Below are 14,394 nucleotides of genomic sequence, written 5' to 3' on the forward strand. Positions count from 1 at the left end.
CCTTCACCTGCCATTCACATGACAGATGATGCGCATACGGATGATAGATAATTGTGAAAAACGTAGCCTCCTCACATGTTCTGCCCTTTCGCGCCCTCATCGACGCCTGCTGGAAAGAGAAGTACACCTCGTCACGCTTTGTCCGTGACCTGATTGCCGGGATCACCGTCGGCATTATCGCCATCCCGCTGGCGATGGCGCTGGCGATTGGCAGCGGCGTTGCGCCGCAGTACGGTCTGTACACCTCGGCCGTTGCCGGGATAGTCATTGCCCTGACGGGCGGCTCGCGCTTCAGCGTCTCCGGCCCGACCGCCGCCTTCGTGGTGATCCTCTACCCGGTTTCACAGCAGTTTGGTCTGGCAGGCCTACTGGTCGCCACTCTGATGTCCGGCGTCTTTTTGATTCTGTTTGGTCTGGCCCGCTTTGGTCGCCTGATTGAATATATTCCCCTTTCCGTGACGCTGGGATTCACATCGGGGATTGGTATCACCATCGGAACCATGCAGATCAAGGATTTCCTCGGCCTGAAGATGCCCCACGTACCGGAGCACTACCTGCAAAAAGTGGGGGCGCTGTTTATGGCGCTGCCGACGGCCAACCTGGGCGACGCCGCCATCGGGATTGTGACGCTGGGCACGCTGATCGTCTGGCCTCGCCTCGGTATTCGTCTGCCGGGCCATCTGCCCGCGCTGCTGTTGGGCTGCGCGGTGATGGCGATCGTCAATATGCTCGGTGGTCACGTCGCGACTATCGGCTCGCAGTTCCACTATGTTCTGGCGGACGGTTCACAGGGGAGCGGCATTCCGCAACTGCTACCGCAGCTGGTGCTACCGTGGGACATGCCCGGCTCTAGCTTTACCCTAAGCTGGGATTCCCTACGCGCCCTGCTTCCCGCCGCGTTCTCTATGGCAATGCTGGGGGCAATTGAATCCCTGCTCTGCGCCGTCGTTCTGGACGGCATGACCGGCACTAAGCACAAAGCCAACAGCGAACTGGTCGGTCAGGGATTAGGCAACCTCGTCGCGCCGTTCTTCGGCGGTATTACCGCAACGGCAGCCATCGCCCGTTCTGCGGCCAACGTGCGCGCGGGTGCAACCTCACCGGTTTCGGCGGTTATCCACTCCGTGCTGGTGATCCTCGCCCTGCTGATCCTCGCCCCGCTGCTCTCCTGGCTACCGCTTTCCGCCATGGCCGCCCTGCTGCTGATGGTGGCCTGGAACATGAGCGAGGCGCACAAGGTGGTGAACCTGCTTCGTCGCGCGCCGAAAGACGACATCATCGTGATGCTGATCTGCATGTCGCTGACCGTGCTGTTCGATATGGTTATCGCCATCAGCGTCGGGATCGTGCTGGCTTCCCTGCTGTTTATGCGCCGTATCGCGCAGATGACGCGCCTTTCCCCGGTTAACGTCGAGGTGCCTGACGATGTGCTGGTGCTGCGCGTGATTGGTCCGCTGTTCTTCGCCGCGGCGGAAGGTCTGTTCAGCGATCTGGAGTCCCGCATCGCGGGCAAACGGGTTGTGGTGCTGAAATGGGATGCCGTACCGGTGCTGGATGCAGGCGGCCTGGATGCCTTCCAGCGCTTTGTGAAACGTCTGCCGGAAGGCTGCGAGCTGCGGGTGAGTAACCTGGAGTTTCAGCCGCTGCGCACCATGGCGCGCGCGGGCGTACAGCCGATCCCTGGCCGACTCTCCTTCTACCCTAACCGTGAAGCCGCGTTAGCGGATCTGTGAGTCTCATGATGCAGAGAAACGTCTCTGCATCATCACCCCGATCGCCTGCTGGAGCCATGCAAGCACGGCAGGCGTCATCCAGGTTCCTTTCATCAGGTGCGGCTCCTGCTGCATGGCAGCGCGAAACTTTTGCTGAGTTTCCGGGTTCTTGCCCGCGTAAGACTGGAACAATGCCAGCCAGTTTTCAGCCAGCTTTTGCGCCTCCTCACAGGCAGGATCGATATTTTCCCGCTGCGCCTGATGCAGTTTCGCCACCAGCGGCGGCCACTCCATCATGCGGTCAAAGTAGTGTGCCCGGGTAAAGGCCATCTCTTCGGCAGTGAGATACTTCTCCCATATGCAGAGCTTAGACTCAGCAAACGCGCGCGTGATGTAATCCGTCATCTCCGGCGTGATGCCGGTCTGCGCCTGCATCTGCGGTTCAACGCTGTGCATCTCGTTCAGCCGGGTGAGAAACTCCGGCTTGCCCGCCGTGTCCTGCTCAAGGCGCTCCATCCAGCGCGTCGCCAGATCCATCGCCCGGGCATCCGTAGCGGGTATATGGTGCTCCAGCAGCGTGTTGGCCTCTGCAACCAGCCCTGACCAGATAGCCGCCAGCGCATCCTTCTGCACCGCAAACGGCAGCTGCTGTAACTCTTCTTTGCTAAACCAGCGATCGTACATATTCATTAACTCCAGAGTCTGTAGCCAGGATTCCAGATCCGGCGTCGCATCGTCGAGAAGCCCGGTTCGCAGCTCCACCAGCCGGTCGCGCAGCGTATGTATGCTGCGCAGCTGTTTATCCAGCAGCGTGATTTGCGCATCGAGTAACTCGGTTAACGACAGCGACTCCTGTTCCAGGAAATCCCTGATTTCAGCAAGTTCCAGCCCCGCTTTTGCCAGCGCCTGGATCATATGCAGACGCTGGACATCCGCCAGGTTGTAAAGCCGGTAACCTGCCGCGCTTCTGGCAGAAGGCAGCAACAACCCTGTTTGCTCATAGTGGTGCAATGTCCGCACGGTGATCCCGGCGCGTTTCGCCAGTTCACCCACCTGAATCAACATAACTGCTCCTTTTTCTTTGCCAGTGGCACCACTCTGGAGCCTTACGTTACGTGAGGGTCAACCCTTGATGCAAAAAAAAACGACTCCCTCGGGAGCCGTTTCGGCGTTCTTTATCGTAGCACTAGCTGTGCTTATGCTGATCGCGACGACAGCGTTTGTCGTAGTGGCGCACCCACCAGTATTTATCGCAGACTTCCTCATGGCCGCTCACGCGCGCCCCTGCAAGCCACAATACCGCACCAACGAAGATGCTCAATATCGCGCCGTGCGCGAAGTATTGCGGGAGGTTAATCTGAGGTAACTGGTTTAAAATGGAATAACCCACGCCGGCTACCATCACGAACAGCCCCAATCCCATCAGTACGTTACCGAGTAACGAAGCGTTTTTACGTTTCATGTGTCACCTCCGGAACTTTGGGTTGTCAGGGGAAAAGCCCCTAATCCTTGTGTGTAAAGTATAGACAACGCCCCTTTTATGAGTTGCGTGAATGATCACAATTACAGATAAGTCCCAAACAAAAGTTTACAAATAAGGCTTTGAACAGCTTGAAATTCTAATGGTTCAAATCAGAAATTATTCGTATTTCGCTGGGAAGATCGCAGAATTTTGTCAAGCGGCGCGCCAGACAGTAAACTACGCGCCAGATCTGGAACCCATTAGGAATTGAATCGTGACGATTAAACTGATTGTCGGCCTCGCCAACCCCGGCGCAGAGTATGCGGCCACCCGCCACAACGCCGGGGCATGGTACGTCGATCTGCTGGCCGAGCGGTTACGTGCTCCCCTGCGTGAAGAACCTAAATTCTTCGGGTATACCTCACGTATCAACCTTGCTGGCGCGGATGTTCGTTTACTGGTGCCCACCACCTTTATGAACCTGAGTGGTAAAGCGGTGGCGGCAATGGCAACGTTTTATCGCATCAATCCGGATGAAATCCTGGTCGCACACGATGAGCTGGATCTCCCGCCCGGCGTGGCAAAATTCAAGCTTGGCGGCGGGCACGGCGGCCACAACGGCCTCAAAGACATCATCAGCAAGCTGGGCAATAACCCGAATTTCCACCGTTTGCGCGTTGGAATCGGCCATCCGGGCGATAAAAACAAAGTTGTCGGTTTCGTACTCGGTAAGCCCCCGGTTTCTGAGCAGAAACTGATTGACGAGGCGGTAGACGAAGCGGCGCGCTGCACTGAAATCTGGCTGAAAGATGGGTTAACCAAAGCGACAAACCGCTTACACGCTTTCAAAGCGCAATAATCCGCCCGATTCGGCTTTTTTACCGCGCGTCATGCGGGTTACGTGTATAATAGGCGTAGTTATTTACTTTTCATCAATCGGTTATCGTTAACGGATTGATTATCAAGATATTAAGGTGATTTAGAAATGGGATTCAAATGCGGTATCGTCGGTCTGCCAAACGTGGGCAAATCCACCCTGTTTAACGCGCTTACCAAAGCGGGTATCGAAGCGGCGAACTTCCCGTTCTGTACCATCGAACCTAACACCGGCGTTGTGCCCATGCCGGACCCGCGTCTGGACCAGCTCGCGGAAATCGTGAAGCCGCAGCGCATTCTGCCAACCACCATGGAATTCGTGGACATCGCGGGCCTGGTAAAAGGCGCATCCAAAGGTGAAGGCCTGGGTAACCAGTTCCTGACCAACATTCGTGAAACCGAAGCGATCGGCCACGTTGTGCGCTGCTTCGAGAACGACAACATCATCCACGTTAACAACAAAGTGGATCCGGCTGACGACATCGACGTCATCAACACCGAGCTGGCGCTCTCTGACCTCGACACCTGCGAACGCGCTATTCACCGCGTGCAGAAGAAAGCCAAAGGCGGCGACAAGGACGCGAAAGCGGAACTGGCTGCGCTGGAAAAATGTCTGCCGCAGCTTGAAAACGCGGGCATGCTGCGCGCGCTGAAAAACCTGACTGAAGAAGACAAAGCGGCGATCAAATACCTGAGCTTCTTGACCCTGAAGCCAACCATGTACATCGCCAACGTTAACGAAGACGGTTTTGAGAACAACCCGTACCTCGACAAAGTGCGTGAAATCGCGGCGGCTGAAGGTTCTGTGGTTGTGGCGGTTTGCGCTGCCGTTGAATCCGACATCGCTGAGCTGGACGACGCCGACCGTGAAGAGTTCATGGCCGAGCTGGGTCTGGAAGAGCCGGGCCTGAACCGCGTGATCCGCGCGGGCTATGAGCTGCTGAACCTTCAGACCTACTTCACCGCTGGCGTGAAAGAAGTGCGTGCGTGGACGATTCCTGTTGGTGCGACAGCTCCTCAGGCGGCCGGTAAGATCCACACCGACTTCGAGAAAGGCTTTATTCGTGCGCAGACTATCGCGTTTGAAGACTTTATCACCTACAAGGGTGAGCAAGGCGCGAAAGAAGCAGGCAAGATGCGTGCGGAAGGTAAAGACTACATCGTTAAAGATGGCGATGTGATGAACTTCTTGTTTAACGTTTGAGTTGTTTTGAATGAAAAAAATCCACGCCTTGGCGTGGATTTTTTTTGCGCGTGATCTATCAATAGATAACGAGTTTACCCGCTGGCCAAGTAACTGACCACCCACAGGGCATATGCCCAGCTTCATAAACATTAATTAATCCGTCAAAAAAGAATGGCTCTTGAAGAAAATTACTATACGCATCTTCAAGCAAGTAATTCACAAGGTCCCATTTTAAGTTCTCAGTCATTGAGCCTTCCTCAGACTCCGGGAAGGTTATTTTTGGGATAATATTATTCTACACAACTTTCTTAGGTTCTTTGACTAAAGATTTCCAGCATTGATATTTGTTAGTCTCTTTTTTGCGAGATAACCCGTTATTTCATTAATTGCTTCCAGGTTGGTGCTCTCACATTCATAAGTTTTCAGCCATTTTATAAATAAGCTAAGAGACTGAGCCTAGATAACACGAGTGAGTGCCGTTGTCATACCAAGATTAACAAGTCAATTAATATTATTTAATATATGTTGCTAACTGGAATATTTTCATGTTTTAATGTAATTTATTTCACCTGGGATCCTGGGGATGTTCATACCACCAAGCGCCATGGTGTTTTATAATAAAACCCTATGACTTGTGTCACAGAGTTTTATTAACAATATGAATAGCAAAATAACAGCAATCGAATTAAATAAATCGATTAAATTCTTAAGTATTCTTTAAGAAAGATCCTCTTCTGCTACTAATCCGTTAACAAAGTTAGCAAATGAATTTGTCAGATATCTTTGAAGTTTTGTGTGATTCTCTTGCATAGTCAAATCCTCATCAAAAGAATCTGTAGCAAAATATACAATTGAGTAATTATCTAAATCCAGGCAGAAGAAATTACCTCCCCAATCATTTGCGAAAGGAAGCAGGTTTTTAGGAATCACTTCCCTATCCACCATGCTGATATAGCAACCGTCAATTAAAGATCCAAGGGCATTATTTGTCTGACTATTATAAACAAATGGCTTAAACGCAGCCACCTCTATTGGCTCAAAATCTTCATCACCGTCCCACCAACTTTTCTCTGGGATGCCACCATTAAATTGCAGATAATGTGAAACGAAATCATCCGGAAGAGTAATAGATAATTTCTCTTCCGTTTTAGCAATATCTGCACGTCCAATCTTTTTTTCACAGTTACTGAAATGATTCATAGATTTATACCTCACTGGTGACAGTTTGCACGCAATTTTTTCGGGACACGCCCCTTCAACCAGCCTTTAGAATGAGAAACAGCAATGGCTTCTTGGGAACCATATTTTACGCCAAAATATTTCTCGAATTGTGAGACTGAGCCTTTATGTGGGAAAGTAGCTTCATGCGCAGAAGTTTTTACTAATTGCATTGTTGTCCTTCCTGTGGCTGGGTCAAAGTCATCGACATGATGCCATGTATATCCAGTTGCTTCGCTTTTAGAAATACCGGCGGCCTTGAAAGCCTCGGTGAAATCTCTATCTCGAGTTCCTTGCATTGTAATAGATACAATATTCTGTTTCGTTCCATTGGTAGGGAAAAGATCTGGGCTTCCTGTAAAGTCAACTCCCTTTAATGCCAACCCCCACGGATCCACCCATCCCAGCGCATTCGGCGCATACTGGTAAAGGTTTATCCCCCCCGCCAGCCCTATCGGGTCCTGCTGCGTAAACCGCCCGCAGTCCGGGTCGTAATACCGGAACAGATTGTAGTGCAGCCCTGTCTCACGGTCCTGGTATTGCCCCTGCATGCGCAGGTTCTGAGAATATCCTGATACCTGCGTCTCGCTTTCCCGCAGCAGCTTGCCCCAGGCGCTGTTCACTCCTTCCCAGCGCACCTGCCCTTCGATATCCGTCATCCGCTCCGGTGTGCCGTTGGGCTGGCAGTGGAACCAGAAGATCTCCGGAGCATTAACGCCATCAATACGCGCCAGCGGATCGTAACTGTCCTGATCGCTGTAGACGTAGGTGAGCGGCACATCCCCATGCACCTCCTGCAGCAGGCGGAACCCTTCCCAGACAAACCGGGTGGTGACCGGCTTGCCGGTTGGCTGTTCGCCCAGCATCTGGCGTCGCGTTTTGCTGATGCGGCGACCGAGCGGATCGTAGCGGAAGCTGACGTGCGTCCGCGGTTTGTTGCGGTCCCGCGGCTGGCTGATGACCTCCGTCAGTCGGTGTTCACCGTCGTAGCGGTAGTGCCAGCGGGTCTGGCCGTTATCTTTTTCCACGGTGCGGCCGTGGATATCATAGCGCCAGCGAACGCCGTTCAGCTGCGTCAGGCGGTTATACGTGACCTTCTCAGCGGAACCTTCGAGCGGGTTACCGGCTGCATCCCAGCGCCACTGCTCCTGTCCGGGCAGCGTGCCGTCCTGAACGAGCAGGCGCCCGGCGCTGTCGTACTGCCAGCGGTACCAGCTGAATGGGTTATCGTCCCGCTCTTCACGCACCAGGTTATTGCGGTAGTCGTAATCCCAGCGTCGGGACCAGCGGCGCGGCGACGGGCGCTGGGCATTGCCGGTAAAGACGTCCCGGCGATGCAGTCGGCCAAGACGATCGTATTCGCTGCGGGTGGTCAGCAGTCACGGGGGCTATTACCAGGATGGGATGTTCGTCGCGAGTATATTGAAAGCTTATGGAGGGAAGGGTAAGCAAGGCGCGAAAAAAGCAAGCAAGCTGCGTGCAGAATGGGAAAAGAATATTGTTAAAAATGGCTACATAATGAACTAATTGTTTAACATTTTTTGGGATGAAAAAATCCACGCCAAGGCGTGGATTTGCATTCAGAGATAAACTCCCTCTTCTAATGAGTTTCCAGTAATCGTTGCTTTTGTAAAGGAAACTAGAACATCTGAACCTTGCTTTTTATATTTAACTTCGTAACTACCAGGGTCTAAAGAAATGAACTCACCTGAAATAGCATCTGAGTCATCAGGCTCAAGATCTCCGCCTGTGACATCTTCTCCCGCCCCAATGAAAACCTTTCCAGAAGGTACGCTTAAAAATAGTGACCCGGTATATTCATCAACATCATTTTTAATATGAACTTTATAGGCACCATCATCTCCAAGATTGAGAAATAATAGATTCCCTTTATTTATTTCTTCAACTTCATCTTCTGGAAGACTCCACCAATCTGCATCATCATTAATTCTATGCTTTAATGACATCAAATCATAAATAACTAATGTGGCAGTATCTGTTTGTATGCTTATGATTTTTCTCATGCCGTAAGTAAAAGGCCGGAAATATCTCCCCGGCCTAGTCTATTAGTTAACAAAGCTTTCTATAGATTTTATAACGCTTTTATAGAATTGAATCGACTCTTCACCGATTGGTATATTCTCAGTTGGTGAGTCAATTGTTACGCCATGCTCATCATATATTTTATTTCTGACAGGGTTTTTAAAATAATGTTGTGGTAAGATATCCACTTCGCTCGTTTCGATAGTTTTAAATGTTACGAAGTAACCGTTTTTCCAGCATGAATTATCAGTAATGATTGGCGGCAATAGCAAATTATCTTTTGCCAATACAGCATCTTCTTGAAGCGAAGATGTAAAATAGTCATATATATATATAACTATAGCATTTTTGAATGGACCGACATCTATTTTACCCAAGGAGACCATACCATAGCCTAATCGACCATCATTTAACTGAAAGTAAAAAAAATCACCTTGTTTAGGCCATTTTTTTTGCCTTTCATTTCCTGACACTACTGTTAATCTGTCGGCCATTTTACATTAATCCCATTATTTTTAAGCCAATTTTCGCCCCACGAAACAGCATCTGAGTATAACTTCCTTGTCGGACTTATGCTATTTATAGAGTTCTCAAAATGAGGGTTGTTGTGAATAACTGCTTGTTCTATGCTCCGCGCATGACCACGATTTAACGGTTCTTCAGTAATTCTAACTAATTTGTCGAACCTTTCACCATGCTGCACAGCACGGATATCAACATCCTTACTGATACCTACATAGACAGGTTTACCGTCTCTATATCCTAAATAAACATGGGTGTTATTCCCACCTTTTGCCTTTCTTTTAATCCAGTCAGCAAAAGACATGTTTCTCACTGACCGTTTAGGACTCCCATTTTTGCAAGCGGTTAAACCTATAGGATCCACCCACCCCAGCGCATTCGGCGCATACTGGTAAAGGTTTATCCCCCCCGCCAGCCCTATCGGGTCCTGCTGCGTAAACCGCCCGCAGTCCGGGTCATAATACCGGAACAGATTGTAGTGCAGCCCTGTCTCACGGTCCAGGTATTGCCCCTGCATGCGCAGGTTCTGAGAATATCCTGATACCTGCGTCTCGCTTTCCCGCAGCAGCTTGCCCCAGGCGCTGTTCACCCCTTCCCAGCGCACCTGCCCTTCGATATCCGTCATCCGCTCCGGCGTGCCGTTGGGCTGGCAGTGGAACCAGAAAATCTCCGGCGCATCCACGCCGTCAATACGCGCCAGCGGGTCGTAGCTGTCCTGATCGCTGTAGACGTAGGTGAGCGGCACATCCCCGTGTACCTCCTGCAGCAGGCGGAACCCTTCCCAGACAAACCGGGTGGTCACTTGCTTACCGGTTGGCTGTCCGCCCAGCATCTGGCGTCGCGTTTTGCTGATACGTCGCCCGAGCGGATCGTAGCGGAAGCTGACCTGCGTCTGCGGTTTGTTGCGGTCCCGCGGCTGGCTGATGACTTCCGTCAGGCGATGCTCACCGTCGTAGCGGTAGTGCCAGCGGGTCTGACCGTTATCTTTCTCCACGGTGCGGCCGTGGATGTCATAGCGCCAGCGAATGCCGTTCAGCTGCGTCAGGCGGTTGTGCGTGACCTTCTCAGCAGCCCCTTCCAGCGGGTTGCCGGCAGCGTCCCAGCGCCACTGCTCCTGTCCGGGCAGCGTGCCGTCCTGAACGAGCAGACGCCCGGCGCTGTCGTACTGCCAGCGGTACCAGCTGAACGGGTTATCGTCCCGCTCTTCCCGCACCAGGTTATTGCGGTAGTCGTAATCCCAGCGGCGGGACCAGCGGCGCGGCGACGGGCGCTGGGCGTTGCCGGTAAAGACGTCCCGGCGATGCAGTCGCCCAAGACGATCGTATTCGCTACGGGTGGTCAGCAGCCCCTGAGTGCGGCTGGTCTCCCGGTGGAGTTCGTCGCGGGTAAAGTCGGAGACCGACAGCTTATCAAGAGCAATGCTGAGCAGATGCCCGCTGCCGTAGTATAACTGCTTCAGCTCGCGGCCATCGGGCAGCGTGACGGAGGTGCGGTTGCCCAGCGCGTCATACTCCCACGCCAGCTCGCCGTGCTCGCCCTCCTCGCGCGTCACGCGACCGAGCGCGTCATACTCAAAGGCCAGCTCCTGCTCTGCCGCGGTGGTCCACGCGTCGGCTGCAAGCGCAGGATGCAGCCCAATCCGGCTTAACAGCCCGGACGACGTGTAGTGATAGCGTGTCTGCCCCTCCGGCGTGATGCGGGCGACCAGCTGGCCGCTCGCGCTCCAGGCGAAGGCATGGGTGATGGCCTCAGGATGACCGGCGGCAAACGTGCGTGCTATCGTGCGTCCGCACGCGTCATAGCGATACTGCGAGGCTACGCCATCGAGCCCCACCTCTTCCAGCAGCAGCGAGTCCGCGCCCCAGCGGAACTGATACGCTTCGCCGTTTTCGTTTTCCAGGGCAATCAGACGCCCGCGGCTGTCCCAGCGGCGACGGACCTCTTCACCCTGGGTATTACGCGTTGCGGTTAAGCGTCCTGCCTCATCGTATCTGAACTCACTTTCCTTACCGTCGGCGCCCGCATGCTTCACCGGCAGGCCACGTTCGTTCCATTTGAGCGATTCCGTCCAGCCTTCCGGGCGATCGAGCTGCACCGGACGCCCTGCGGCGTCGTAGCGATATCGCGTCTCTTCCCCGTCGGCGCCAGTCTCGGCCACCAGCCAGCCCAGCGGGTGATAGCGGTAGCGGGTAATACGCCCTGAACAGTCCGTCGAACGAACGATCTGCCCGGCCTCGTTGTACTCCTGGTAGCGGCTGTTTCCGGCGGCATCAACCTCTTCAACGACCTGGCCGAACTCGTCCCGGCGCAGCTGCGTGGTCTGCCCCATCGGGTCCACCACGCGCTTCAGCCCGTGATGTTCGTCGTACCAGAACCGGGTGGCGCTGCCGTCGGCTTCGATAATGGCCGCGGGAAGCGCACGGTGCTCCAGCCAGGCGGTGGTGCGGGTATTGCCGTCGGCGTCGATCTCCTGAACCCGGTTGCCCATTTCGTCGTAGACGAAGGTAACGGCATTGCCGAGCGGATCGATGCGGCGCGTCAGAAGCTCGTTCTCGTCCCACTCGTAGAGCCAGTTTTCACCGCGCTCGTCAACGTAGCGGACAATCAGATTCTGCGCGTTCCAGTAGTGGCGGCGCGTCTGGCCGTCGTAGTGCTCAACAGTCGTCAGCCCGGCGGCTAAATCGTAGCTAAAGCGGCACCCGTCGCCGGTGCTGGTGCGGTTTTCCACCACGCGCCAGTGGTCGAATTTTTTCCAGCGGTATTCGCTCTCCAGACCGCCCGGCATCCGGTGCCAGACCATCAGCCCGTGCTCGTTATAGCGGTATTCACGCGTCACCACGCCGGAGGCATCCGTCGCGCTCGCCAGCTGGCCGCGCGCGTCGTAGCCCCACTTCATCAGCGGCCAGGCCTGGCTGCCGTCAAAATGGCTGGCAGCGGTAACGCGCTGCGGGAAACGTTCATCGTCATAGCGCAGGGTGACGTCTATCGCCCGCGGCTCGTCGTGAAGGCCGACCAGCCTGCCGTGCTCGTCCCACTCCGTCAGCAGCGCGTTGCCGTATTCGTCGCTGAGGGAGGCCAGACGCAGGATAGATGGATTCGCCCGGGTCGGTTTATACAGACGCCACACCGCGCCGTCATCGTCGGCAATCGCCACGTCGCCGTTCTCATTGCGGCGGATAATGATGCCTTCGCTGATGCTGTAAAACGCGCGGTCGACAGGCGGCAGCTCGAAGCTCAGCTCGCGCCCGGTTTCGTCGAACCAGGTGGCGTTGTTGTCTTCCAGCGCCAGATAGCTGTCAAAGGTGGTTGCCCAGCCCAGACCGAACAGCCCTTCCCGGGTGGTCAGGCTGTTATAGCTGCGCTGCCAGCGAAGCGGAAAGCGCCCCGGCAGCGAGAAATCGAGCTCGTCGTCGTCATTCAGCACCTTCACGCCGGTGGCGGCGTGAACCGGGTGCGAGGAGCCAAACACCGCATTCACTGCCATATCGGCCAGCATCCCGCCGCCGGCCGCCGCCAGCGCGCAGGGCATGTTTTTCAGGATCTTACCCGGACGCCCGCGCAGCAGCGAGAGCGCAATCATCCCCAGCGCCAGACCCGGCGTTTTACCGCTTTTGATATCGCGGACCGTGAGCGTGTCGCCGCCGATGATCACGTTCGGGGAGACGTCGTCGGAAACGGTGCCTTCGCAGGTGGTGCGATCTTTGGCACGCACCGCGGGCTGCCCGTTGATGAAGACGCTTTTAGAGCCTTCCGCCAGATACTGCGGCCCGGAGTGCTTTTCGCACGCCACCTTGTCCTCTTCCAGCGGCGAGGTTCCCGCGGCGGCAGAGGCCACGCTCGGCTGCCACATTTCGCTGCCAAACTGACCGGCGGCGGATAGCAGCATGCCCGCGTAATCGGCAAAGCTGCCCGGCGACTGCGGCTCGGGGGACGGTGTATCGGCGGGCGTCAGCGTGCCTGCCGCGCGCGCGGCGGGGATTGCGTTGGTGAGAACGTTACTGGAACCGGTAGTGATTTTACCCGCAGGCGACGGCGGGAAAAGCGCATTACCTAACCCCTCAGCGGCGTTGCTGATATCGTCGGTGATCCCCGCGACGTTCGCCAGCACGCCACCGATAATTCCGCTTAACAGACAGCTGGATCCAATTGCCGCCACGCCCGCTGCGGCCGCCCCTGCGCCCAGCAATGGCGCCGCTACGGTTGCAGCTGCGCCTACCGCCGCGCCGATCACCGCATAGGCGGCACCCTCCGCCACAATGCTGGTGATGTCAGCAAAAATGCTGGAGTGAATAATCTCGTCGCCCTTACGGGCCGCCTTGTTATCGCTCATGCCTTACACATTCCGGTTGTCGTTTAGCGTCAGACTCTGCTTAAGCGCGCTCCAGCGCACCTCGTCCTCTTCGGTGAATGCCCTGAGTGCCGAGAGGGTAAAAATCATCAATACCGGTTTGCCCGGCGTCTGCACGGCCAGCTGTTTTTGCCACAGGCGCTGCCCGTTACGGTCAAAGGTGGTTTCAACTTCCAGCCCGTTAATTTTTCCGTCAGGCCCGGCTTTTACCTTCCGGAATTCGCTCTGGGCAATTTCGCCCATCTGAGGACGCAGCACATCCCACTGGCGGTGGAACTCTTGTTCATAGTCGCTGCCATCGGGGATAACGCCGCGGCTGACCACCACGGACAGCCCGCTTTCGTCATCGCGAATAATGTTCATGCTGTTATCCTGCCAGGCAGCAGGAAAAAGGGAAAACGAACCTTCCTGGAGGGTGTATTTCATAAGTGAACTCGGGATGATTAATATTGTGAGAAACAAAAAGGGCAATCCATGCTGGCCCTCTGGCTGGCTGTTTTATTATTTACGCCATTGACCTGACTGTTCGACTAAAACATGGCCGCCTTTGCTGACAACCAATTTCGCGGGTGCATAATCTTGATTAGTTGTTCGTTGCAAAATGCATCGCATCAAATCTGGCAGCCCACTGCTGAATATCGGCATTAATAACCGGGCTATTATCTGAAGACTGGTAATGAATAACGTCCGACTCCGGAACCACCCAGGCCGCAAAGATTTTGCCGTCAGGATCGATAACCAGCGCTGACGCGTTCTCCAGATAGAGATCTTTTAGCCAGCCTTCAACAAACAATCCGCCACCTGCGGTGGTATGCGGTTCACCGAAGACATCAAAGTTATCAATAAAGGTCTGGTAATGATTTCCCAGCAACGTCCTGAGACTGTATGTTACTTCGCTGTCGTTAACGATGCGGCTAACCGTTTCGAGCTTATTGTATTGCGATAATTCAAGCGCCGATGACGTTTCAACAACGCCAGCCAATAAAGCCGTGAACAATACGGCTGCCAGATATTTTTTGGTCATAAA

12 protein-coding genes and 1 pseudogene are annotated in these 14,394 nt (G+C 54.5%); 3 read left to right on the plus strand and 10 right to left on the minus strand.

The genetic code is table 11. The annotated features are described in order from the left end of the window. The first annotated feature begins 53 nt into the window (after window positions 1-53). Complete coding sequence (gene dauA / locus USF70_RS08470) at window positions 54-1,733, plus strand: C4-dicarboxylic acid transporter DauA (RefSeq protein WP_320735532.1); 1,680 nt, start codon at window positions 54-56, stop codon at window positions 1,731-1,733. 3 nt (window positions 1,734-1,736) lie between these two features. Here dauA and USF70_RS08475 read toward each other — a convergent pair whose 3' ends face one another. Together USF70_RS08475 and ychH are read right to left on the minus strand one after the other, a co-directional pair. After that, complete coding sequence (locus tag USF70_RS08475) at window positions 1,737-2,777, minus strand: MerR family transcriptional regulator (protein WP_320735533.1); 1,041 nt, start codon at window positions 2,775-2,777, stop codon at window positions 1,737-1,739. 121 nt (window positions 2,778-2,898) lie between these two features. Next, entirely contained in the window at window positions 2,899-3,174 is a 276-nt protein-coding gene (ychH, locus tag USF70_RS08480; protein ID WP_223560776.1) for a stress-induced protein YchH, read from the minus strand. A gap of 274 nt (window positions 3,175-3,448) precedes the next feature. Between ychH and pth the strand changes: the two genes are divergently transcribed. Both pth and ychF read left to right on the plus strand, forming a co-directional pair. After that, entirely contained in the window at window positions 3,449-4,033 is a 585-nt protein-coding gene (gene pth / locus USF70_RS08485; RefSeq protein ID WP_023336005.1) for an aminoacyl-tRNA hydrolase, read from the plus strand. Between the two features lie 126 nt (window positions 4,034-4,159). Next, window positions 4,160-5,254 carry a redox-regulated ATPase YchF gene (ychF, locus tag USF70_RS08490; protein WP_010432886.1) on the plus strand — a complete coding sequence of 365 codons (1,095 nt, stop codon included), beginning with the start codon at window positions 4,160-4,162 and terminating at the stop codon, window positions 5,252-5,254. Window positions 5,255-5,312: 58 nt separating this feature from the next. Here the strand turns inward: ychF and USF70_RS08495 are convergent, their stop codons facing one another. The 8 genes and pseudogenes from USF70_RS08495 to USF70_RS08530 all read right to left on the minus strand — a co-directional run bounded on the left by USF70_RS08495 (window position 5,313) and on the right by USF70_RS08530 (window position 14,391). Beyond that, complete coding sequence (locus tag USF70_RS08495; protein WP_232937796.1) at window positions 5,313-5,483, minus strand: hypothetical protein; 171 nt, start codon at window positions 5,481-5,483, stop codon at window positions 5,313-5,315. A 470-nt stretch (window positions 5,484-5,953) separates the two neighbouring features. Then, entirely contained in the window at window positions 5,954-6,436 is a 483-nt protein-coding gene (locus USF70_RS08500) for an SMI1/KNR4 family protein (protein WP_048980911.1), read from the minus strand. 11 nt (window positions 6,437-6,447) lie between these two features. Then, window positions 6,448-7,833: pseudogene (locus tag USF70_RS08505) on the minus strand (RHS repeat-associated core domain-containing protein); the annotation flags it as partial. A gap of 201 nt (window positions 7,834-8,034) precedes the next feature. Beyond that, window positions 8,035-8,478 (minus strand): DUF6386 family protein, encoded by a 444-nt coding sequence (locus USF70_RS08510; RefSeq protein ID WP_094934686.1) that lies wholly within the window; start codon window positions 8,476-8,478, stop codon window positions 8,035-8,037. A 42-nt stretch (window positions 8,479-8,520) separates the two neighbouring features. Next, window positions 8,521-8,991: an Imm26 family immunity protein gene (locus USF70_RS08515; protein WP_094934687.1), complete on the minus strand. Its 471-nt coding sequence runs from the start codon at window positions 8,989-8,991 to the stop codon at window positions 8,521-8,523. Continuing rightward, complete coding sequence (locus USF70_RS08520; protein ID WP_320735534.1) at window positions 8,976-13,349, minus strand: RHS repeat-associated core domain-containing protein; 4,374 nt, start codon at window positions 13,347-13,349, stop codon at window positions 8,976-8,978. The genes USF70_RS08515 and USF70_RS08520 overlap by 16 nt, the downstream gene beginning before the upstream one ends. Before the next feature lie 3 nt (window positions 13,350-13,352). Next, window positions 13,353-13,793, minus strand: coding sequence for a DcrB-related protein (locus USF70_RS08525; RefSeq protein ID WP_033145782.1), 441 nt, complete (start codon window positions 13,791-13,793; stop codon window positions 13,353-13,355). Between the two features lie 157 nt (window positions 13,794-13,950). Then, complete coding sequence (locus USF70_RS08530; RefSeq protein ID WP_414464674.1) at window positions 13,951-14,391, minus strand: hypothetical protein; 441 nt, start codon at window positions 14,389-14,391, stop codon at window positions 13,951-13,953. Between the last annotated feature and the right edge of the window lie 3 nt (window positions 14,392-14,394).

The sequence above is a fragment of the Enterobacter sp. 237C8 genome, assembly GCF_034106865.1.
GTDB classification, from domain to species: domain Bacteria; phylum Pseudomonadota; class Gammaproteobacteria; order Enterobacterales; family Enterobacteriaceae; genus Enterobacter; species Enterobacter asburiae_B.

Bases quoted from the DNA above. Each gene is read 5' to 3' on its own strand.
- USF70_RS08475 (WP_320735533.1), bottom strand. From the start codon at position 2,777: ATGTTGATTCAGGTGGGTGAACTGGCGAAACGCGCCGGGATCACCGTG.
- USF70_RS08520 (WP_320735534.1), bottom strand. From the start codon at position 13,349: ATGAGCGATAACAAGGCGGCCCGTAAGGGCGACGAGATTATTCACTCC.
- USF70_RS08530 (WP_414464674.1), bottom strand. From the start codon at position 14,391: ATGACCAAAAAATATCTGGCAGCCGTATTGTTCACGGCTTTATTGGCT.
- USF70_RS08500 (WP_048980911.1), bottom strand. From the start codon at position 6,436: ATGAATCATTTCAGTAACTGTGAAAAAAAGATTGGACGTGCAGATATT.
- ychH (WP_223560776.1), bottom strand. From the start codon at position 3,174: ATGAAACGTAAAAACGCTTCGTTACTCGGTAACGTACTGATGGGATTG.
- ychF (WP_010432886.1), top strand. From the start codon at position 4,160: ATGGGATTCAAATGCGGTATCGTCGGTCTGCCAAACGTGGGCAAATCC.
- USF70_RS08515 (WP_094934687.1), bottom strand. From the start codon at position 8,991: ATGGCCGACAGATTAACAGTAGTGTCAGGAAATGAAAGGCAAAAAAAA.
- USF70_RS08495 (WP_232937796.1), bottom strand. From the start codon at position 5,483: ATGACTGAGAACTTAAAATGGGACCTTGTGAATTACTTGCTTGAAGAT.
- USF70_RS08510 (WP_094934686.1), bottom strand. From the start codon at position 8,478: ATGAGAAAAATCATAAGCATACAAACAGATACTGCCACATTAGTTATT.
- USF70_RS08525 (WP_033145782.1), bottom strand. From the start codon at position 13,793: ATGAAATACACCCTCCAGGAAGGTTCGTTTTCCCTTTTTCCTGCTGCC.